This window comes from Schlesneria sphaerica, assembly GCF_044336245.1.
Lineage (GTDB): Bacteria > Planctomycetota > Planctomycetia > Planctomycetales > Planctomycetaceae > Schlesneria > Schlesneria sphaerica.
Map to the genome: position 1 here is coordinate 7122223 of NZ_CP172346.1, position 21410 is coordinate 7143632.

Annotated in this window: 16 protein-coding genes; 10 read left to right on the forward strand and 6 right to left on the reverse strand. The window is 56.1% G+C overall.

Translation table 11 applies throughout. The annotated features are described in order from the left end of the window. The first annotated feature begins 118 nt into the window (after nt 1-118). From ACGY09_RS25495 to ACGY09_RS25530, 8 genes are all read left to right on the forward strand, one after another. Nucleotides 119-1318 (forward strand): enolase C-terminal domain-like protein, encoded by a 1200-nt coding sequence (locus ACGY09_RS25495; protein ID WP_397569964.1) that lies wholly within the window; start codon nt 119-121, stop codon nt 1316-1318. 15 nt (nt 1319-1333) lie between these two features. Further along, the gene (locus ACGY09_RS25500) at nt 1334-2242 is read left to right on the forward strand and encodes a dihydrodipicolinate synthase family protein (RefSeq protein ID WP_397569965.1); all 909 of its coding nucleotides are present in this window, start codon (nt 1334-1336) and stop codon (nt 2240-2242) included. A gap of 9 nt (nt 2243-2251) precedes the next feature. Next, nucleotides 2252-3154 (forward strand): alpha/beta hydrolase fold domain-containing protein, encoded by a 903-nt coding sequence (locus ACGY09_RS25505; protein WP_397569966.1) that lies wholly within the window; start codon nt 2252-2254, stop codon nt 3152-3154. A 17-nt stretch (nt 3155-3171) separates the two neighbouring features. Next, nucleotides 3172-3840, forward strand: coding sequence for a GntR family transcriptional regulator (locus ACGY09_RS25510; protein WP_373652151.1), 669 nt, complete (start codon nt 3172-3174; stop codon nt 3838-3840). A 26-nt stretch (nt 3841-3866) separates the two neighbouring features. Then, nucleotides 3867-6272, forward strand: coding sequence for a DUF1553 domain-containing protein (locus ACGY09_RS25515; protein ID WP_397569967.1), 2406 nt, complete (start codon nt 3867-3869; stop codon nt 6270-6272). Nucleotides 6273-6455: 183 nt separating this feature from the next. After that, a complete protein-coding gene (locus tag ACGY09_RS25520; RefSeq protein WP_373652149.1) occupies nt 6456-7880 on the forward strand; it encodes a DUF1501 domain-containing protein in 1425 nt (474 codons plus the stop codon). 122 nt (nt 7881-8002) lie between these two features. Then, a complete protein-coding gene (locus ACGY09_RS25525) occupies nt 8003-10459 on the forward strand; it encodes a N,N-dimethylformamidase beta subunit family domain-containing protein (protein ID WP_397569968.1) in 2457 nt (818 codons plus the stop codon). Nucleotides 10460-10596: 137 nt separating this feature from the next. Further along, nucleotides 10597-11895: an MFS transporter gene (locus ACGY09_RS25530; RefSeq protein ID WP_397569969.1), complete on the forward strand. Its 1299-nt coding sequence runs from the start codon at nt 10597-10599 to the stop codon at nt 11893-11895. 93 nt (nt 11896-11988) lie between these two features. Here ACGY09_RS25530 and ACGY09_RS25535 read toward each other — a convergent pair whose 3' ends face one another. The 4 genes from ACGY09_RS25535 to ACGY09_RS25550 form a co-directional block, all read right to left on the reverse strand. Beyond that, nucleotides 11989-12690, reverse strand: coding sequence for an ABC transporter ATP-binding protein (locus ACGY09_RS25535; RefSeq protein WP_397569970.1), 702 nt, complete (start codon nt 12688-12690; stop codon nt 11989-11991). Nucleotides 12691-12706: 16 nt separating this feature from the next. Then, entirely contained in the window at nt 12707-14191 is a 1485-nt protein-coding gene (locus ACGY09_RS25540) for a DUF3526 domain-containing protein (RefSeq protein ID WP_397569971.1), read from the reverse strand. Then, nucleotides 14188-15606 (reverse strand): DUF3526 domain-containing protein, encoded by a 1419-nt coding sequence (locus ACGY09_RS25545; protein ID WP_397569972.1) that lies wholly within the window; start codon nt 15604-15606, stop codon nt 14188-14190. Before ACGY09_RS25545 ends, ACGY09_RS25540 begins: the two co-directional genes overlap by 4 nt. Before the next feature lie 304 nt (nt 15607-15910). Continuing rightward, nucleotides 15911-17308 (reverse strand): hypothetical protein, encoded by a 1398-nt coding sequence (locus tag ACGY09_RS25550; protein ID WP_397569973.1) that lies wholly within the window; start codon nt 17306-17308, stop codon nt 15911-15913. A gap of 546 nt (nt 17309-17854) precedes the next feature. On the opposite strand from ACGY09_RS25550, the gene ACGY09_RS25555 reads away from it, so the two are divergent. Then, nucleotides 17855-18847, forward strand: coding sequence for a DUF1559 domain-containing protein (locus ACGY09_RS25555; protein WP_397569974.1), 993 nt, complete (start codon nt 17855-17857; stop codon nt 18845-18847). Between the two features lie 42 nt (nt 18848-18889). Beyond that, nucleotides 18890-19306 carry a hypothetical protein gene (locus ACGY09_RS25560; protein WP_397569975.1) on the forward strand — a complete coding sequence of 139 codons (417 nt, stop codon included), beginning with the start codon at nt 18890-18892 and terminating at the stop codon, nt 19304-19306. A gap of 284 nt (nt 19307-19590) precedes the next feature. On the opposite strand, the gene ACGY09_RS25565 is transcribed toward ACGY09_RS25560, so the two are convergent. Together ACGY09_RS25565 and ACGY09_RS25570 are read right to left on the reverse strand one after the other, a co-directional pair. Beyond that, the gene (locus ACGY09_RS25565; protein ID WP_397569976.1) at nt 19591-20139 is read right to left on the reverse strand and encodes a peroxiredoxin family protein; all 549 of its coding nucleotides are present in this window, start codon (nt 20137-20139) and stop codon (nt 19591-19593) included. 103 nt (nt 20140-20242) lie between these two features. After that, nucleotides 20243-21334: a redoxin domain-containing protein gene (locus tag ACGY09_RS25570; protein WP_397569977.1), complete on the reverse strand. Its 1092-nt coding sequence runs from the start codon at nt 21332-21334 to the stop codon at nt 20243-20245. Between the last annotated feature and the right edge of the window lie 76 nt (nt 21335-21410).

The window sequence follows — 21410 nt, forward strand, 5'->3', positions numbered from 1 at the left end:
GAACTGCGCCTGACAAAACAAGGGAATGTCGTTGCCCCCGCTCGATTGACATCGCATAAAAGTTTTTTAGGATATGTTCAAACACTGTTCGAACAAAATTCTTATTGTGGTGGCAAGAGTGCGAATATCACGAGTTGAGGCGCTGCGGATCAGGCAGCCGGACTTTGAATCGTTCGAATGGTGGTGTACCAGTTCGCTCGATCTGCTCTATGACGAGGGGAAGAGCAACAGGGAGCGTGGCGCGGGGGTGTTCAATGTCCCTATTGATCTGCGACGTGATCCCGTCTTCCACGTTCTCGTGCGCGTCACGACCGATGACGGCCTGTATGGTCTCGGCGCGATCGGACTCGGTTCCCTGGCGATGGCGGATGCGGTAGAGCAACTGCTCGCCCCGCTCATCATTGGTCGAAATCCATTCGATACCGAGCTCAACTGGGAGCTGATGTATCGATCAACGCTGAACATCGGCCGCAAGGGCCTGATTCTCGAGGCCATCAGCGGTATTGATATCGCGATTTGGGACATCCTCGGTAAAGCCATGGGGCAGCCGGTCTACAACCTGCTCGGTGGTAAAACGCGGGAACGGATCCGCGCTTACGCGAGTGCGCTCTACGCCGACAAGAATCTGGATCGGCTGGCGAGTTCCGCTCGCCAATATGTTGATGCCGGATTTACGGCAATGAAGATGCGGTTCGGGTATGGCCCTCAGGACGGTCGACCAGGCATGAGAAAGAATGCCGAACTGGTCCGCACCATTCGCGATGCGATTGGCGACGACATCGATCTGATGGGGGACGCCTACATGGGGTGGACGACTCAGTATGCGATCGAAATGATCCGCATGCTGGAGGATTACCATCTCACCTGGGTCGAAGAGCCGATTTCCCCGGATGATCTCGATGGGTACGCTCGGATTCGCAACTCAACGACCACGGCGATCGCTGGGGGTGAGCACGAGTTTACTCGTTACGGGTTCAAGGAACTGATCACGCGCGGTTGCGTCGACTATGTTCAGTTGGATGTGAATCGCGTTGGCGGCGTGACCGAAGCGAGAAAAGTCTGGGCTCTGGCTGCGGCCTATTCGTTGCCGGTCGTGCCTCATTCGCAGAATTACCACAACCAGCATCTGATCATGTCGCACGTCAATTCACCTCTGTCGGAATACCTGCCCCCCGACTTCCGTGATGGCGACACGTTTCTGTCCGAGCTGTTCGTCGGAGATGCGGTTGCCCACGACGGGCACATTACCTTGTCTGATCAGCCCGGCATGGGTGTGGAACTCAATGAAGCAGCGATTGCCGAATTTCTGCTCAAGTAAAAAGGATCTCCGTTCGTGAGTGATAAATTCCATGGCATCTATCCGATGCTGTTGCCATTCTATCTGCCTGACGATCGTGTCGATCTTGAGATCATGCGACGAGAAGTGGAATTGGTTGTGGCTTGTGGCTGCCACGGTCTCGGTGTGATGGGATTAGGGACCGAAGTCAACAAGTTGTCGACCGCGGAACGGCTTGAGACACTGGCCGCTGTGGCGGAGTCTCTCGGCGGCCGATTGCCACTTTCCGTCACCATCGGTGAGAACACCGTGCGCGGTCAGATCGAATTCGGACGCTACGCTGCCGAGTTGGGCGCGTCCTGGCTGATCCTTCAACCCCCGCCTGTCAGTGACGTTTCTGAGCTGGAATTGCTGCGATTTTTCGGTGCCGTGGCGGACGCCGTTCCCCTGCCCATCGCCGTACAGAATGCGGCGATCTACCTGGGGATCCAGTTAACACCAGCCGGGCTGGTGTCACTTCATCGCCAACATCCGAATGTCACCGTGCTGAAGACGGAAGACACTCCCGAGGTCACGTCGCGACTCATGAACGAGACGAACGGTGTCTTCCAACTGTTCGTCGGGCGCGCCGGACTCGACATGATCGACCAACTGCGAGCCGGTGCTGTCGGGATCATTCCAGGCATGGAAACGGTCGATCGTACGTCCCGTATCTATGACCATTTCCGTGCGGGACGCGAAGCGGAAGCGACGACGGTCTACAACGAAATCCTGCCGACGCTGGTGTACCTTGAGAAATCGATTAACCATTTCGTGACGGCATCGCGTGAGATCCTGGCGCGGCGCTGGTCACTCGATCAACAGCCTGTGCGGCATCGGCTGGCTCGTCAAATCGATGCCTTTGGCCATCAGATGATCAGTCGCTGTGCGACTTCGATGGGCCTGCTCGCCCCTCCCCCTCGTTAAGGTACCATCATGCGACGGCGTTGCTACTCGTTGCTGAAATTTCGGCTCATTACCTGCATCGTAGCGGTATTCGCTCTCAGCCGCTCTGGGCTGTCGGCAGAGAACGAACAGGTCAGGTGGACTCCCGACATTGTTTTCGCCACGGTGGCTGACGAAACACTGAAGCTAAATCTCGCGCGACCTGCCTCAGGGGACGGCCCCTTTCCTGTCATCGTCTGCATTCACGGAGGAGGATTTTCCGGGGGACGCCGTGAGGACTATGACGACCTTTGTCGAAAGTTTGCGGCACGCGGTTTCGCTGCAGCAACGATCGACTATCGGTTGTCACCAAAGCATCGCTGGCCAGCGCATATTTATGACTGCAAAGCCTCAATTCGCTGGTTACGCGCTCATGCGGCTGAATATCGACTCGATCCAGACAAAATTGGAGCGATGGGAAGTTCGGCGGGGGGGCATCTGTCTCAGTTCCTGGCGGTTACCAATGACGTTCAGGAGTTCGTCGGCGATCACACACATCTCGATCAGTCGAGCAAGGTGAATTGCGTCGCAGCGTGGGCGCAGGCGAGTGATTTCACTCGTGAATACGGTGTCTGGAAAGAAGCGCCAGAAGCATTTAAAGGGTTTCTAGGAGCGGACCTGACCGCTCAGACGAGACGACTGCATGTGCGTGCCAGTCCGCTGTTCTGGGTCACTCCCAACGCAGCGCCAACGCTGCTGGTCCATGGGACAGCGGATCAGGACGTGTTGTTCGTACAGTCTGTCTGGATCCACGAGCGTCTGTTGTCGGCCGAGGTCGAGACACACTTGGTTCCCATCGAAGGAGGCGGACACGGACTGACAGGGGCCCATTTGCATCAGGCCGAACAGGCGACGTTCGAGTTTTTCGAACAGCAGTTTCAATTGAAGAAATAGCGATCGGGAGGTTGTAGATGACAAGTAAATTTCCGGTCGAAGCGTTGACCAAATCTCGGCAGGCATTTTTGGATCTGCGCGAACAGATTCTGGACGGTCGGATTCCGGCGGGAACCCATTTGACCTTGCGACCGATCGCCAAATCGCTGGGTGTGACGGTCGCCGCGGTCTCGGAAGCCGTGCGCGAGCTGGCTCACGAACAGCTTGTCGACTTCGAGCCGAACTACGGCGCACGCGTGAAGCGGTTCGACGCGGAAACCGTCAGAAGTCAGCACGTTCTGCGTATCGCCATTGAATGTGAGGCCATTCGCCGTTGTACGGTCCAGATTGGAAGCCGCAAGCTCGACGAACTGCAGGCGATGGCAGAGGAAGTCGATCGCCTGGTGGATGTGGAAGAAAATCTCACTGAAGCTCGGCAGAAAGACCTGCTGTTTCATCTGCAGATTGCAGAAAACTCGGGCATCCCATCACTGCCAATCGCGCTCAAGTCATGTCATCTCGTACGGTTGCTCGCGATTGACGAAGCACAGGACGACGCCCTGCCCATCCCTAACCGCACGCACGCGGAGCTCGTGGAAGCAATTCGTTCTCGCGATGTCGATGCAGCCGAAGCAGCAATGCGTGATCATTGCGAACGGTCTCTGCAACTGCAGTTGCGAAAAACGTTCGGAACGATCGGACAGTAATCCCAGCTTCGCTGCGGAGGCGTTACATGAAGTGCATTACCCCTTACATCATTATCTTACTTGCGGCGATCAGTAGTGCCTCTGTTCGCGGAGAAGACTCCATCGGCGAGCCGAGCCAGGACCAGGCTGGTCTTCGATTCTTCGAAACAAAAGTTCGGCCTTTGCTGGTTGAGCACTGCTACGAATGTCACGGTCCTGATTCCTGCAAGGGAGAAGCGGACCTGCGGGTCGATTCTCTGGAAGGATTACTGAAGGGGGGGCTATCGGGCCCCGCATTGACGCGAGGTGAGCCGTCGCAAAGCCTGCTGATGTTTGCGGTGAAGCACGACGGCGCCGTGGCAATGCCTCCGAAGAAGAAGCTGCCACAAGCCGAGATCGATGCTCTCGGAGCGTGGATCAAAATGGGAGCCCCCTGGCCGGGATCGGCGAAGGTTGTTGCTGCCGCAAAGGCCACTGACGAACCAGATCAGTGGAATCAAGAGGCTCGCGAGTTCTGGGCATTTCAGCCGATTCGAGTAGTCGATCCGCCCGAAGTTGGCGATGCTGAGTGGTCGGCCTCTCCGATTGATCGTTTCGTCCTGGCGCGTCTCAATGTCGCCGGGCTAAAGCCTGCCGCCGGTGCCGACAAAAGTACGCTGTTGCGCCGAGTCACTCTCGACCTGTTAGGCGTCCCCCCGACCCCTGCGGAAGTCGATGCGTTTCTGCATGATCATCGACCTGATGCATTCGAGCACGTGGTGAACCGCCTGCTGGAGCCTCCCTTGTACGGAGAGCGTTGGGGACGCCACTGGCTGGATGTGGCGCGTTACGCTGACAGTAATGGAATGGACGACAACCTCGCTTACTCCGATGCCTGGCGATATCGAGACTACGTCATTAGTTCGTTTAACACGGACAAGCCTTTCGATCGTTTCATTCACGAGCAGTTAGCCGGAGACATTCTGGCTGGCAGTGACCCGTCGAAGCGTGATGAATTGATCGTCGCGACCGGGTTTCTGACGATCGGTCCCAAAATGCTGGCTGAGGACGATCCTATCAAACAGCAACTCGACATTGTCGACGAACAACTTGATACCACCTGCCGTGTCTTGATGGGACTGACAATGGGGTGTGCACGTTGTCACGACCATAAATATGATCCACTTTCGCTGAGTGACTATTATTCTCTGGCCGGGATCTTCAACAGCACTAAGACGATGATCACATTCCGCGTCGATTCCAAATGGAATACCACGGGACTAGGTAGTGTAGAAGCGGCGCTGCGATTGGAAGATTTAGAGCAGATTGCTGATCGCCATGACAATGCGCTTGTGAATGGTAATACGCTCGTGATGACTCCGGAAGAGCGAACGGCACATGCCAACCTACTCGATAAGGTGTGGAAAGAATATGCCCTCATTCCCAAAGCGATGGCCGTCACGGAAGGAGAGATCGGTGACCTTGAAATCCGTTTACGAGGAAATCATCTGACACGCGGCGCCGCGGCCCCACGCCGCTTTCCATCGATTTTTGCCAGCGATGAAACACTTCCGATCACCGCATCAGCGAGCGGACGCTGGGAACTCGCGAAATGGCTGACGAGCGACAGTCACCCCCTTCCCGCTCGCGTCCTGGTCAATCGCGTCTGGCGCTGGCATTTCGGACAGGGCTTGGTCCGCACCGTTGATAACTTCGGCAAGCTGGGCGAGACCCCGAGTCATCCCGAGCTACTCGACTTTCTTTCACGCCAGTTCATCGCAGAGGGCTGGTCGTTAAAGAAATTACATCGTCACATACTACTGTCGAAGACCTGGCAGATGAGCACCGCCAGGAATGAGCAAGCAGCTCAGCTCGATCCCGATAATCGACTGTTGTGGCATCGATCGCGACAGCGAATGGAAGCGGAAGTGCTGCGTGATTCGCTGCTGTCGGTGAGTGGGTTACTTGACCCTGGCATGGGGGGACCGGCCATGGAATCAACGCCGTTCCAGAATCTGTCTCTCGGGGGACTTGCCCGAAAGCCTGAACTTTACCAATCGACTCGTCGCAGTGTTTATCTCCCGGTGTTGCGGGGAGCTGTTTATGACGTATTCCAGGCGTTTGATTACCCGGACCCTGCAATCCTGAACGGAGATCGGGCGACGACAACCGTCGCATCACAGGCCCTTTTCATGATGAATGGGGAACTCGTCCATCAGGCGGCCCGGAAGCTGGGCGAAACCATCACCGCGGAACCTCTGCCATCCGATCGCGATCGTTTGCAGCAGCTCTGCCAGCGACTGTTCTGCCGTGCTGCGGATGATGACGAGCTAGAGCAGTGGTCCCGGTTTTTGACACAGTATCAATTAGCAGGCTCTCTACGGACGGAATCCGAAGCAGACCGGCGCAAACTTGCGTGGGAAGGGCTTTGTCGTGCACTGCTCTCCTCCAACGAATTTATCTACATCAATTAAACGGAACCTCATTCTCAAACTTACCCGCTGAACCGAGAAACATGTCACCGCGACTGCTGCTTGGCAGGCTGCTGAAAACGATGATGAACTCTCGATCAATCCAAAGTCTCTGCTCAATTCAAAACTCTCTCGCGTCTTCCGAGATGCATTGGCTGACATAGCAAGAGTCACGGAGAACCAGACATGAAGCATCAACCTCGTTCAATACCTTGCCAGCCTGTCTGGTCTCGACGTGATATGTTGTCGGGCATGGGAGCTGGATTTGGTGGTCTAGCGCTATCCGCCATGCTGGCCGAAAAGGCATCCGGTTCGGAGGGCCCTCTTGCGCCGAAAGAATCTCATTTCACCCCACGCGTCAAACGGGTGATCATGCTGTTCATGTTCGGCGGTCCATCGCATCTGGATACGTTCGACTACAAGCCGTTCCTCACCCGAGACAGTGGAAAGCCGTTGCCCGCCGAGAGTCGCCCCCGAGTCGTCTCATTCCCCAATCGCATGGGAAATCTCGTTGGTACGCCGTTCGACTTCAAACGTCACGGTGAAAGCGGGATGTGGATGAGTTCCCTGTTCTCTGAACTGCCGCGTCATGCAGACGACTTGTGCATGATTAATTCGATGTACTGTTCCAATTCCCGTCATGGAGGTGCCGTGCTGGAATGGCATACGGGAACCGACACCTTTGTTCGCCCCAGTATGGGATCGTGGATCACGTACGGATTGGGAACAGAAAACCAGAACTTCCCCGGTTACGTCACGATCTGCCAGGATCTTTCGCAAGGCGGGGCGAACAATTTTGGATCGGCGTTTCTTCCCGCCGCGTACCAGGGCACTCCCCTGGGATACTATGGACTGAAACCACAAGAAGCCCAAATCCCCTTCATCGGTAACGGCAGTGCTCGCCGCGATCTTCAGAGGATGGAGATCGAACTGATCGCAGGCATGGACCACCGCCAATCTCTTTCACGCGGGCCTGACAGCGAATTGGACGCACGTATCGCTTCCTTCGAACTCGCTTACCGATTGCAGACCGAAGCACCAGAGATGCAGGATCTGACGAAGGAATCAAAAGCGACTCACGCACTGTATGGACTCGAGGATCCCGCAACGGCCGAGTTTGGCACGCAATGTCTACTCGCCCGGCGATTCGCCGAACGTGGTGTCCGCTTCGTGCAGTGCAACCTCAGCGGCTGGGACGCTCATGCCCGGTTGAAGGAAGATCATACTCAATTGACGCATGCCATCGACAAACCGATCGCCGGGTTGTTGACGGACCTGAAACAGCGAGGCCTTTGGGACGACACGCTAGTCGTGTGGGGGGGGGAATTTGGCCGTACTCCCACCTGTGAAGGAGCCGATGGTCGTGACCATAATCCGCACGGCTACACCATGTGGTTGGCGGGTGGCGGTGTCAAAGGGGGGCTGACATGGGGGAAAACGGACGACTATGGATATTTCGCCACGGCGGACAAGGTTCATGTGCATGACCTCCACGCCACGATCCTGCATCTGCTCGGCCTGGATCATAAGCGTTTGACTTATCGCTATGCCGGGCGCGATTTTCGCCTGACCGATGTGCATGGTGAGATTGTTGATGGAATTCTTACCTGATGTTGCAATCCAATCGATCTCCTAATGCGGAATCCTGCTGATCTCTCCGCATCCTGACGGCCACGAATCCCACCACAGTTACACCTTCTGACTTTTGAATTCCTCACTAAGAGAGACAACGAATGTCCGATCCAACGCGTCGTGAGTTCCTCGCCGTTGCGAGCAGTGTCCTGGCGTCAGCCGGCTTGAACGCAACAGAGCGAAATGCCGCACAGGCGGCCTCGCAGCCAAAACGTGAAGCCGAATCGAAAGCGATTCCGCCTCATCGAGCACAGATCGTGGACGGGGTTCATGCTTATACGGACAAAGTGAATGTTGCTGCGGGCGAAATCATCCGCTTCCACGTGAGCAGTTCTTATCCCTATGAATTGCAGGTCTGTCGCTTGGGGACGGATGTTGATAGCCCGTCCCGTGATCAGGTGCTTCACAGCTTCGGTTCGTCTCCTGCAGCCGTGCAGGCGATCCATACCGGATCTTATCTCGCGGTCGAGAAACCGCTGGATGCCAAAACAGAGTTGTCGGAATTCGCGATCGAACTGTGGATCAAGCGGTGGCGAACCCTGGAGCGGCAGGCAATCGTCAGCCAGTTCGACGACGCAGATGCCTGCGGGTTTGCACTGTTCGTCAACGAAGATGGCTCACTGGGGTTTTATCTGGGCGATGGTGGTGTCTACGACGAGAAAAAACTTCATACGACCCCGCCGGATCAACTTAAGATGGTGATTAACCCGGAAGGGCTGAAATCCTATCCCGACAACACTCCCAGTTCGGTGCTCGAAAATAAATGGCACCACGTTGTCGCCCAGTACGACGGCAAAACAAAGCAGGTTTGGGTCGATGGCGTAAAAGTGAGTGAGTGGCAGCACTCGGGAACGTTCCGTCCGGGAACGGCGCCGCTGCGGGTCGGTGCCTCGGGCCAGAACGGGCGCGCGTCGGCCCTGCTCGATGCCGATATCGCGATGCCCGCACTCTATCGAAAGTCGCTTACCGCTGCTGAGATCGCGTCGCGTGTGGCGGCGCAAGGCCTGACCGCTCCAACCGGATCGGAACTGCTGGCGTGTTGGCGTTTAGACGAAGAACGTGGCGATCTGGTCGCGGATTCGAGTGGACACGGACGAAATGCTCGCATCGTCAATCTTGGAACGTGGATGATTGGCGGCCCCAGCTTCAATGCGGCCGTCGAGCGATTCGGAACTTATGATCCGTTCAAAGATCCCAAGCGAGGCCATGGCCTCAGATTGTCGTCCGACGACTTGTTCGACTGCCGATGGGATGTGTCGCATGAGTATCGCATACCGGCGACAGCGCGCTCGGGGATGTATGTCGGACGGATCCGCTTTCAGTTGGACGGCGAAGAGCGGCTCTATCACACCATCTTCATTGTGAACAAGGCTGCCTCGCGCGCGAAAGCCCCCATCGCTCTCATCTGCGCAACGAATAGCTGGAAGGCCTATTCAGCCACGTCGTTCAGCCCCAGCTGGAAGGGATTGAAGAAGTCGATCGGAAATAATGGTTTTGCCAACAGTGAAGGTGATCCTCCAGCCTATTGCTTCTATCGACCTCATCGTGCTGGACAGGGAACCTATCAACTCGGCTTCCGCATGCCCTGGCCGGTTGTCGGTCCGTACGTGCTGATGGGGCCTGAAGAGTGGGACTATAGCCATCTGAGTCGGCAGGACCGATTTACTCAGGTCTGGCTGGAAACGCAGGGCTACTCGTACGACGTCTTGACGGATGCCGAACTGCATCTCGATCCGAATCTGCTCGACGGATATCAGGCGGTCTTCGTCGTCGGGCATAGTGAATACTGGTCGTTTGAAGCCATGAACGCGATGGGCCGGTATCTCGATCGGGGAGGCAACGCCGTTGTCCTGTCCGGGAATACCGCCTTCTGGCGCGTGTCGTTCAATGAAGATACGACTGTCATGGAGTGTCGTAAGTGTGACGCACCGGGCTCAGCGATTCCGGCCGAACGACGGGGCGAGCTTTGGCACAGCCATGACGGCCAGCGCGGCGGCATGTCACGAGAATGCGGCTTCCCGGCGTGGCGTCTGTTCGGTCTGGAATATTTCTCGCTCGAAGGGGTTGGCTGGCCCGGCGTCGGTCCTTACGTCGTCCGAAATCCTGACCATTTCCTCTTCAAGGGACCAAGACCGCTGAACCTGAAGGCCGGAGACACGTTCGGCGGTACACCTGGCAAGCCGTTCCCACAACCGATCGGTCACGAAGGGGACGTGCGAGTTTCAACGATGGCCAAATACCTGGTCGAAGCAGCGCCTCACGGCGGCACTCAACCCACAGAAGATCCCGCGGGAATGACGTTACTCGCGGATGGCTTTGCCGATCCGAAAAAGATCGCGTTCGCCTGGGACTATTTCCAACGGCTTGTGATGCCCGACAAACTGCCTCCGCTCACCGCGGCTGCCGAAATGATTTTGTGGGACCGACCCGGTGGAGGTAACGTCTTCCATTCCGGTTCGATTAACTCTGGCTCAACACTTGCAAGCGACCCGAGTTGGTCGAACTTGATGCACAATGTGCTGAGTCACTTTGGCTGCCAGCCTGAGCAACGAGCATGATTGCGGATCATCGCGGCAGATCGGATCCTGTCGCGCCGAACCCTCGAATGGAGTGCCGCAGAATTTGCCGTTAACCTTATGTCGCGCCCGTTCCGGCTTATCAGGCCGCGACGGGTGACGACCATTGGACTGTAACCTTGACAGAATCCACGGCGACGAATGATGGTCTGCGTCGAACAGTTCCACTGCTCATGCTGGTTGTCGCCTGCGGACACTTCAATCGCATCAGCATTTCTGTCATCGGCAGCGAACGGCTGATTCCCCAATATGGGCTCACCCCGGAAAGGATGGGGTTGGTCTATTCTGCGTTCCTGCTTTCTTACACGCTGGCAATGTTGCCTGGTGGCTGGTTAATCGATCGATATGGGGCTCGCGCCGCCCTGATGTTCTGGGGCTTTGGCTCCGTCGTCTTCGTTGGACTGAATGCCGCAGTGTCTGCTCTGCAAAGCGACGCGCTCGCTCTTTGGACGAGTCTCGTTGTGATCCGTTCAGCCCTTGGAATCTTCAATGCTCCTCTACATCCCGCGTCCGCAGCGATGGTGTGTGAACGTGTCGCCCCCCGATCTCGGGCTTTCGCCAACGGGCTGGTCACCTTCGGGGCGATCATTGGGATCGCATCGACCTACCGTGTGATGGGATCAATGATTGACAACTTCGATTGGTCAACGGCCCTCATTATCTCGAGCTTTGTCACGCTGATCGTGACACTCATCTGGACACTGAGCACACGTCCGAACAAGAACACGGATGCTCATCGGGCAGTAACGAAGCGTCCGACCATGTCGCTTGGAAAGATCTCCCCGGTCCTGCTGCAGCGCAGTGTCATCTGTATCGCACTGAGCTACGGAGCGTACGGCTACTTCCAATATCTGTTCTTCTATTGGATTCAATACTTCTTCGAGACGATTCAACATTTGGACAAGTCTGTTGCTCGCGACTACTCGACGATCATTACGGGTGCTATGGGTATCGGCATGGTCTGCGGTGGCTGGCTTACGGACCTGGTTCCGCAATCGCTTTCGCCACGGCTCAGGCGGGCCATCGTTCCCGTCATCGGTATGATTGCCAGCGGGGCCGTATTCGAATTGGGCCTCATCACCTCCGATCCTCAACTCACTTTTATCTCACTGGCGATCGCTTCCGCCTTGATCGGAGCCTGCGAAGGCCCGTTCTGGACAACCTCCGTGGAATTGGGCGGTCGTTATGGCGGTATCACTGGCAGCCTGATGAATACCGTCGGAAACCTGGGGGGAACAATCTCGCCCTATATCACTCCTTGGCTGGGAGCCCTGTTCGCTGCACGTTACGGCGAAGTTCTTGGCTGGAAAATGAGCCTGGCCGTCGCCGGCGCCATCGTCATCGTTGGTGCCCTGCTCTGGTGGGGAATCGACCCCATCGTCCAGACTCAAAAGACTGACGACAAACCGGCCGACTGAATTTCCAATGCCATCTGGTCATCCAACCGACCCACTGGATGACTCACGAGCCTCAATCCATTAAGCGATGCGCCTTTTGGCAAATCAACTGCGTTATTTCATCAACTGCAGTGCCCGTTGCTCCAGTTCTAAATGACTGACGTCCATTGACTGGAATGTTTCGACGAGAACGCCTTGTCGCATAATGCCGATTCGTGAGGCGAGCTGGCGAACTTGATAGAGGTCATGACTGGCCATCAGGATTGCCACACCTTCGTCGCTCAATTGACGCAGGACTCGCGAGAACTCGTGTGCCGCTTGAGGATCGAGCCCTGAGGTCGGCTCATCCAGTAACAGGCCCTTAACGCGACGGACAAGTGCCAGGGCGATCACGACTTTTTGTCGCATTCCCTTCGAATAATCGGCTGCTCTTCGATCGATCGCACTTTCAGGCAACCCCGCTTGTTTCAATGCGTCTGATAGTCGCTGACGGTGCAGGTTGCTTTCTCCCGCCAGGGAAGCAAAATATCTCAGATTCTCAATCCCTGACAGGCGAGGATACAGCGAGACTTGTTCTGGAATATAGCCGAGCCAGGATCTGGTCTGTGCGGGATGGGCCCGGGGATTGAGGCCGTTGATCTTTACTTCACCAGAAGTCGGGCTGATGAAATTCAGGAACAGTTTGATGGTGGTCGATTTGCCAGCGCCATTGGCGCCCAGCAGGCAAAAGACTTCGCCCGGTAGAATGCACAGATTCAGTTGGCTCAGCGCCACATGTGAGCGATAGGCTTTGGTGAGTTCTCGGGCTTCCAGCATGTTGGATTTTCTACAGTTAATTTCGGTCACTTCGTTGCATCATTTGCCAGTTCGTCCAACCGCCCATCACGGTCCAGAGCAACAGAGTTGTTGCCGACAACAGCAAGGAGGCTTGATCCAGCTGCGACGGAAGATTCTTGACCTGGAACCTCGGAAGTCCTCGTATATCTGTCAGCATCAGCTCGCGACCCTCAAGCGATAGAGTCTCGAAATGACTGAGGTAACGATCGTGAAATGCAGCTGTCTCACGTGCCAGCCCCAGGAAGTGGCGCAGACTGGTTCCTGCACATTGATCAGCCGCTGTCCGCCAGGCGAGCAGCGGCGAGAGCATCTGATAGAGGTCTAATTGCTCTTCGCGCTGCCGAAATTTAAGAAAGTACTCTTCCGTTCTCTGATGGACTTCAGTCCGGATGGCCTTGATCAGAGCAAGATCACGCAGCACGAATTTCCGTTGAGGATCGTCCTCGTCCAGCGTGATGCCAGGATGGCGTTGCAGGAATTCGGCCCAGACGACGTCCACATCCTGTTCGAGCTGCTTTCTGACGTCGGCTTCCATGGCGATGAGATCCGAAGCACGTGGCAGTGTAAAGCGAGTATTGATCGCATGCTCCACAGCGGATGGAACCGCAAGGACCAGCACGTACCAACACAGCAACAGCAGCAATCCGCTTCCGGATGACGAAAGCTTGAAGGAAGTGACCAGGATCGCCAAAGCCCCCCAGAAGGCAAGATAAACAAACAGCCACCCGCCCCAGAGAGCAATGTTTCTAATCGCGACCCGATCAACGTCGCCGACGGGGGCGATGAGAATCCAGCAGACCGTCAACAAGAACACGACCAAGGCGATTGCGGTAACACGGATGAGACTGCGTATGACGACGAGCCGGAACGTTGATGTCGCCTGCGAGCGAATCAGATCCCAGCGCCCCAGTTCCCGATCTGCAGTAACCACGTTGTAAGTCAGGCCGATCACTGCCAAAGGGAGTATGGCACCGATCAGTAACGTCAGGTCAAATGTTCCCACCGCGGCGAGGATGGGACTGGTGCGCATCGTTCGTGACACCGTGACAGTGATTGAAGATCCGGCATGGTCGTAATGATCGGGCCATTCGCCACTGGCACCAGTCGACAGCCCTGCCAGCACGGAAGGGGGAAGCATTGCACGCCAATGGCCTCCCGTGAATCTCAGAAGATCGGCGGATCTGGCAGACATCTGCAACTCTGACCGACGATCCTGCTGAGCCTGCGTCAGCCCGCTTAGTTCCCTGTTTGAAGTGGAATCGTCATCAAAAGCGGACTCCAAAAAAGCACGCAGTTGCACGTTTTCCTGCTCGAGAATCTGTTGCCGCTCCCATCGTTCCTGAGTGCGCAGCATTCCCGAAAGCAGGGCCAGCAATGTCAACACCGCTGCCACGCCCAGAGTTGCCGGTACAGCGGGGTCTGAGACCGCCAGATGCCATTCGCGTCTCAGTTCGGTCGTAATGCCAGCGAAAACTTTCAAGACAGTCCCCCTCGTGGGAGCAGTAACGCGAGCATCGCCAGCGCGAGACACCAGAAGAACAGTCCTGCCAATGACCGACGGTGGGCGCTCAGGACAGTTGTTGCAGAAGGAAAGTGCTGTTGAAACTCAGGCACCTGACTCCAAAAGGCTCTTGCCGCTGCCGCATCAGTTCCAGGAAATTGCCGTTCCATTTCCGCAGTATTCATCGACTCAACGAATGCCCTGCGATATTGCTCGGCCGCGTTGATGAAGGTGTCGTGATGACCACGATCTGTGCCGGCCAGTGCGGAAGAAATCGACCGGATTGACAGGTAAGGAGAGAACCAGACCAGGTCTTCGACAACGCGATACTGCTGCTGAAAAATTTCGCTGATCTGTCTCTCTGCCCGATCGTCCAGTGCATTCGTAAACTTTTCACCGGCCAGCAGGCGAGCCGCCCGGAGGTCAATCGGTAAGTCACTCAACTTCGCTACGCCGTATTTCTGAAGCAGGCCCTGTTCGAGAGCCGCATTGAATTCCTGCAGGGAATGACGGCCGTCGGACCCCTGCCGCACTGCCGTAGCACGGGAATCACGCAGACTGTGTTCGTCGGGAAGTGGAAAACGCGAATCGGCCAGGTCGACTGCCAGACGTGGCAGGATGAGCGTCCAGATTGCCCAGCACGAGATCAACAGCACGAACGATGTCCCTGCAGAGAAGCGAGCCGATAATGCCGTGCCGACCGCGCACCAACCTGCCAGGTAGAGCAGGTTCGATCCGTAGAGAGCAGCCGCACGGACAGCAAGCTCCTGTGACGACATCTCGATTCCTCGCGGAGACCAGATTACCGTTGAAATTAACGTCAGCAGGACGGGAGTACTCAGTCCAACCGCGACGCAATACACGGCCAACCATTTGCCAAACACGGCCTTCCGCCAAGTCAGGCCGACGCTGGCGAGAAGCCCCCAGGTCCCTTGCTCATGCTCGCGCGACATGAGACCGTGGCTGATCAGAATGATCACCAGAGGCGATACCCCCTGCAGCAACAACGCAGGCGTGATAAAATCGAGCCGCAGCATTCTGACGTGGTTATCTCTCGCCGAATTGACCGTCTCGTGGCGCTGATGAGCTTCCAGCCGAATTTCTGTTCCCAGTTCGGGGGCGACACCGGAATCGACCCCTGCCAAGGGAGAGGGGCATTTATAGACAACGGTCCCACGATGAGTGGCCTGGTGAGGACTTTGCGTCGGCTGGTTGAGCCAGTCCTCGCGCGCCGCGTACTGCCGTGACGCCTGGGCAGAGGCTCGTTCTGCCCAAATCCATTGAGACACCGCACAACTGATAGACAACATCATCACATAGGTTGCCAGTACAGCCACGACGGAGCGATCGCGCCCGAGTTCGCTCAGTTCCTTTCTGGCAATCGTCCACAGCATTGGTTTCGTTTCACATTCACAAAGTGGAGAGGCAGGAACTGGGTGCCAATTCCTAAAAATAGAGAGAGTCCGAATTCTGACACTCTGCTTGCAGGAGGTGCTGACAGCTGTTGAAGCAGCCGGCGCAGGCCCCTTGAGTAATGCGAGTTCCCCGGTGCTGTCGGGGCGGCATCGGAGCCTGTCCACGGTCCCAGCAGGCTGTGAGCTGAGATGCGTAACCCCGCGATTTTTTGAGCGGAACTTCCGTTGCTGGATTCCTCGTCCCTCTCCCAGCCTGCTTCATTAGAGCGAGCGGAAAGCCCCCTCAGTGCTTGCTCTCTTCTCCGCCGACAACGATCAACTTGGTTGGCATCCCCCCCACTTTGTATTTGCCGACGATCTTCAGTTCAGCCAGCGACAGGAGCCACACTTCACCGCTGCCGGGATTCGAGATCAATCCAAACTTCGCATCATCGTCTACACTGATCGTGTGATGTCCGTAGTGTCCTTCTACACGGCTGGGACCGACATCAATCGTTTTCGAGATCGCCGCATCGGCAAAGTCCCGGTCTCCATTCGGATCGAGATCAACAATTGTCAGCTTCTCTTGGACGGCACCTTCTTTTCGATTCTGAAATACAAAGGCATAGCGCTTTCCTCCGGCCGTTGCGAAGGCCTCTGGCGTGACCAGTGAAAGCCCATCCGATACGGAAATCGGCAACGTGACGATCGCGGGTTGAGGAGCCGCGGCGTCGAGCAGGCAGAGAGCCGAGTTTTCCAACGCGCCGGTCGTAAATAGCACCCAGTTCCGATGATTTGTAAACGCCCCGGTTCGCAACGGGCGATCGGAATCCTTGTCTTTTCCCAGAGAGAGGTGATTGATGACGACCGTCTCTGCCTTCTGCTTCAGCTCCAGGTCGGCATCGACCCAGTACACACCATCGGATGGGGCGAAGAAGATCCGGCCAGAGTTGGCAACCGCACCATGGAGTCCGCCAACAGGCAGATGGAATGTATAAGCGATTGAGTCGTCGCCGGTTTTTGTCAGATCCGAAACATCGATTCGGCCCTTATCGGGACCTCCGCCGGGGATCCACGTTCCATATCCCACCTTGTGATCAACCGCGGCCAGTGTGATGTGCGCACCGCCGCCGCGATGAAATGTTCCCTTCCGCTGGTCGGCAGGTCCCGTCAACTGTGCGGGAGTCAGCCGCGTGTAACCGGACAGACTGTCATTTGCCAGGTAAAACGCCTTGTCGTAGACATAGAGGTGGGCCGGATTTCCCTGAGACTGGTCGAGTACACTGGCCAGCACCTGCGGGGGACTGCGATAGGTGAAATCGGAATGATCGCCGTGCGGCATCTCGTCAACCCCCAGATCAATTGCGACCCACCCGCTGAGAAATTGCCCGCTATCATCATCCCGTACACCGACAAGCAAGAAATTTCCAATGCGCTCCATCTGCACCAGCTCGTGACGTTCCTTGTCAAGCTTGGGAAAACCATGAACAGGCCCTCCCGGCTTGAGGATCAGGCTCGCTCCGGCTTTGACCAGATCTCCCCACATCAGCGTTTTCCTGTCCCGATCCTGCCAGACGATCCGTGTCATGGGCTCCGGCTGGCCTGAAGCGGCTGTGCTCGACGCAATGCAGAACGTGGACATCACCGTCAGCACGAGAAAGCCCGTCAATTTGCCGCGCTGACTTCGCAGATTCGATCTCATCGAGTAGTTCTCCAGGATTAACGTTATGGGTTGCATGTGAAGGCGCAGGGCTGCTTAGGGCCGGAAGCAGATTTTCATTGAGGGCGGCCAGTGCGAGTCGGAATTCCCGGCTTGAGGAACTACTGCAGCGCGGTGCGCGGCCTCGTCCCCTGACCCCGTCGGTAGAACAAAGGAGGTTCGCCAGCCCGCGGTCGCTCTCTACCCCTTAATCCTCGGGGCGACCGGAACGACGACTGAAAATGTCATTATCTGCACTACGTTCATGAGGCCTCTTCGTCGGCTTCCGTCGTCGGCATTGCCAATCCGAACGGATGAGGACGAACAAAAAGCTTGCTGGCCGCTTGCCGACTTATTTCATGCCGGAGCTTAACGACAACGAAATCAAGATGCAATGTATGTGCATATGAAATCTAAATGCACAAGAGTTGCAAAAGCGATTTTGGGGCGATAGGATCATTTCGACGGCGGGGTGTCTATGGCGAATCGTGACTTATGGTGGACCACTCCGAGCCGCCCTCAGATGTTTTTATTTCTTAGGAGGTTGGTATGACTCGTCCCCGTTGGTTGCGGAATCTGCACGGATTCACGCTCATCGAACTGCTGGTCGTGATTGCGATCACTGCAATCTTGATTGCTCTGTTGCTGCCAGCGGTCCAGCAGGCTCGCGAAGCAGCGCGTCGCACGCAGTGCCGCAACAACCTCAAGCAACTCGGGTTGGCCCTGCACAATTACGAAAGTTCTCACCGCGTCCTTCCGCTGATTTCTTCCAACAGCACCGGCTATTCCGCCCAGGCTCAGCTACTTCCCTATATCGACCAGGGCAACCTCAGCAACCTGATCAACTTCAATCTCCCTTTAATGCTGGGAAGTGGACCGAACACCGTACTTAACCCTGCTCTGCAGGGGATTCAGAATCGGCGGCTTGAGGTCTTTCTCTGCCCATCTGACAGTGGCAATCCCGTCCTCGTCGATAGTGGGGTGGAGTGGGTTGGAACGAACTACATGGTCAATGTCGGTTCCGGAGACAATCTGAACTATTGCGCCACCTCAACTCCGGCACCCAACGGGCTCTTCTGGCGCGGTGTGAGCACGCGATTTCGTGACATCACGGACGGAACCAGCAATACCATTTTTATGGCCGAGACGTTATTTGGTGGACGAGACACGGTCTCAACCACCGTTTTCACAGATCCTCAACGACAGATGCGACGGGCCGGTGGGGGTGGTTCACCCTGTGGTCGCATGGCAGAAGACCTCGCCGCGACTGCAGCTACGGGATATTTGGGCACCCGAGCGGGATCATGGATTCGGACAACGAGTTTTCACACGCTCGTCAACGGGTTTTTCACTCCGAATAGCAAGAATCCAGACATCTCGTTCCACGGCGATCTGCTTTCGAGCAGCCGGAGTGCCCATGCCGGCGGAACCCAGGTTTCACTGGCCGACGGCAGTGTCCGGTTCGTGTCCAACAGCATCGACCTCAGCGTCTGGCGAGCCCTGTTCTCACGCAATGGCGGAGAGAATGTTGGCGAGTTCTAGCAGGACTGTTGGAGCGTGTTTTTCAATCTGAGGAATTGTCTTATGAAAACAGGTTTGCGGTTTGCGGTCATCACCTGGGGCCTGCTGATTTCCGGTTGCGGAAAACCCCGCGAGATCCCAGGTGGCACCCCGGGAATCATCCATGCGGGAGGTGACGTAGTGGGCGATGTTCACATTTCCATCTATCGCATGAATGATGAGGACAGCGTCGACGAAACGCCTGTCGCCTTTGCCATTTCTGCCCACGACGGCCAATTCGAATTACGTCAGAGTGGTTCGCTGGAAGGTGCTTCGCTGGAAGCGGGGGACTACAGATTCACCGTCGAATCTGCTGGCGAGATTTACTTGGCGTGGCCCGGTGATTATCGCAGGCCTGCCCGGTCACCTTTGCGCCTGACTTGGAATGAGGACGATCAGCAAATTGACCTTGAAGTGCCCGTTCCGACGCGGGTTCGATAGCGGTGAGAATCGGATGGGTCACTCAATCGTTCGCAGCGCGAAACGCCGCGATATAGGTACCGATGCACCCACTGACAATGACAGAGCAACTGTCTCTACGCGGGGATCGAGACGAGAACTACGATCGTTGGCAATCGATTCATTTCCGCTTCGCAGGCGGGTCGCTCATCACTCATCCCGCTGAATGTTAGCTGAACCATTCAGAAAATTCGCGGAGGCAGCGGTTCTGCGATTTGTCCCACAAGTCGAAGAATTTTCATTCTGGAAGAGTTCGAATCGGACTGTCAGTCCTTCTGGATCGCTTCCGTCTGTGGTCCCTTTGTACCGGCTAGTTTTTTGACGAAGTCGGTGGTTTTCAGGCGGTCGGCGTTGCTTTTTCCGACGTAGCGGAAAAGCTCTTCGTGATTCCCGTCCAGTACGACGAGTGCCGGATAGTGGACCGTTTGCCCGTGAAACTTGTATCCGTCGGCGATGCCGAACTGCGTTGCCAGGCTGGCATCGGGGTCGCGATAAATGACAGGAAGCTTCGACAGGTCTTCGGCATCCAGCTTTTCCGCCCAGGCTTTGATCTCTGCGTCGCTGTCGGGTTTCAGGAACAGGTGAATGACATTCGGGTTCTTATCGGCCAGCTCCGCGTACTGGTGGGTGTATTTCAGACAAAAGGGACACTCGGTCTTGAGCAGGAAGTGCAGGACGACGATCTTGCCCTTGTGTTCAGACAATCGAAATGTCTTGTCATGAGTCGGCGAGTAAAGGGTAAAGTCCTTGGGGTTGGCGGCACTTGCCATGTTGCTCAATACGAGTACGAGAGCAACAAGCGTATGAGTTCTCATGTGTTGGGACACCGGTGTCACCTGCTTTTCTGTTTGAAATGGGTAAAGAATCGAAATCACGCCTGAGCGAAGGCTACTGTCGACGCTGACTCAATCCCCGCCATCACTCTTCCTTCAACAGGGCTTCGACGGCGGCTTCGATCGTTTTGTCCGCAGTCGCCCCTTTCCAGTTCAGCTCACCCGCCCACCACATTCGAATATAGCCCTGCTTATCCACCAGATAGACGCAAGGCCACATCGTGTTACCCCATGCATTCCAGTTTGCGGAATCCAGGTCGATCAGGATGGGAAACATCAATTCGCGTTCACGCGCTGCATTCGTCACGGCATCTGTGTCTCGTTCTCGCTTCGTTTCCGGTGTTTGAATGCCGATCAGGACCACTCCTTTCCCGGTCAACTCTTTCTGCCATCGCTGATAAACGGGGAAGTTGGCGTGGCAGTTGTGGCATTGAAACGCATAGAAATGGACCAGGACGACTTTGCCACGAAGTTCCTGCATCGTCAGTGGGCTCGAGTTGATCCAGTGTTGGACCGGCACGAACTCGGGAGCCAACGCGTAGATCCTTCTCAGGCGGGTTGGATCAAAGGGATCACCTAATAACGACCTGAGTTGCTGTTGCTGTTCTGGTCGCAGAATCTTTGCAATCCCATCGCGTTCCGACTTCGCAGCCTTGTCGGCTTTCGCCTGCAACTTTTTGATTTGTGGGTCACCAGCCAGAGTCCGCCCCAGAGCGATCTGAGCTTCGTCTGTCACGCGTGCTAACTCAGCCAGCTTTTGTTGCTGAGAAGTGAAGAGTCTGATCTGATTGGCCACGTCACGTCGCAGCAGAAGCCGGGTCCCCTGAGCGTAATACTCCAGTTGCTGCAATCTTTGGCGTTGTGATTCGGATGTCGATTTTCCGAACCATTCCCACACCTTTCGTTCCAGTTCGTGCACGACGGGATGTTGTTCCTGGGGAGAAAGATTGCGGGACCGAAACCATGTGAGATCGAGTTCACGAAGCAGTTTTTCCAGGTCTTCGACCTGTTCTGCCGACAACTTCAGTTCTTGACGAACTTCCGGCGCATGAACCAGGCCGAGCAGGCGTTGAGGAACCAGATGCGGAAATGCATCGGGGGTTTCCCCGGAGATCAGGTCTCCTTGAACCCCAAAGACGAAGAGGATTGCAACAAGGTAACGGCTATAAGCTGTCATGAATGAATCTCCCGTTCCTTAGATACAATCCCTGCGTCCGATGGTCGTCTCGCGCATCATCCTCGCATCATTCGGT

Coding starts and splice junctions, on each gene's coding strand:
- ACGY09_RS25505 (WP_397569966.1), top strand. CDS start 2,252: ATGCGACGGCGTTGCTACTCGTTGCTGAAATTTCGGCTCATTACCTGC.
- ACGY09_RS25510 (WP_373652151.1), top strand. CDS start 3,172: ATGACAAGTAAATTTCCGGTCGAAGCGTTGACCAAATCTCGGCAGGCA.
- ACGY09_RS25515 (WP_397569967.1), top strand. CDS start 3,867: ATGAAGTGCATTACCCCTTACATCATTATCTTACTTGCGGCGATCAGT.
- ACGY09_RS25520 (WP_373652149.1), top strand. CDS start 6,456: ATGAAGCATCAACCTCGTTCAATACCTTGCCAGCCTGTCTGGTCTCGA.
- ACGY09_RS25525 (WP_397569968.1), top strand. CDS start 8,003: ATGTCCGATCCAACGCGTCGTGAGTTCCTCGCCGTTGCGAGCAGTGTC.
- ACGY09_RS25535 (WP_397569970.1), bottom strand. CDS start 12,690: ATGCTGGAAGCCCGAGAACTCACCAAAGCCTATCGCTCACATGTGGCG.
- ACGY09_RS25545 (WP_397569972.1), bottom strand. CDS start 15,606: ATGCTGTGGACGATTGCCAGAAAGGAACTGAGCGAACTCGGGCGCGAT.
- ACGY09_RS25550 (WP_397569973.1), bottom strand. CDS start 17,308: ATGAGATCGAATCTGCGAAGTCAGCGCGGCAAATTGACGGGCTTTCTC.
- ACGY09_RS25555 (WP_397569974.1), top strand. CDS start 17,855: ATGACTCGTCCCCGTTGGTTGCGGAATCTGCACGGATTCACGCTCATC.
- ACGY09_RS25560 (WP_397569975.1), top strand. CDS start 18,890: ATGAAAACAGGTTTGCGGTTTGCGGTCATCACCTGGGGCCTGCTGATT.
- ACGY09_RS25565 (WP_397569976.1), bottom strand. CDS start 20,139: ATGAGAACTCATACGCTTGTTGCTCTCGTACTCGTATTGAGCAACATG.
- ACGY09_RS25570 (WP_397569977.1), bottom strand. CDS start 21,334: ATGACAGCTTATAGCCGTTACCTTGTTGCAATCCTCTTCGTCTTTGGG.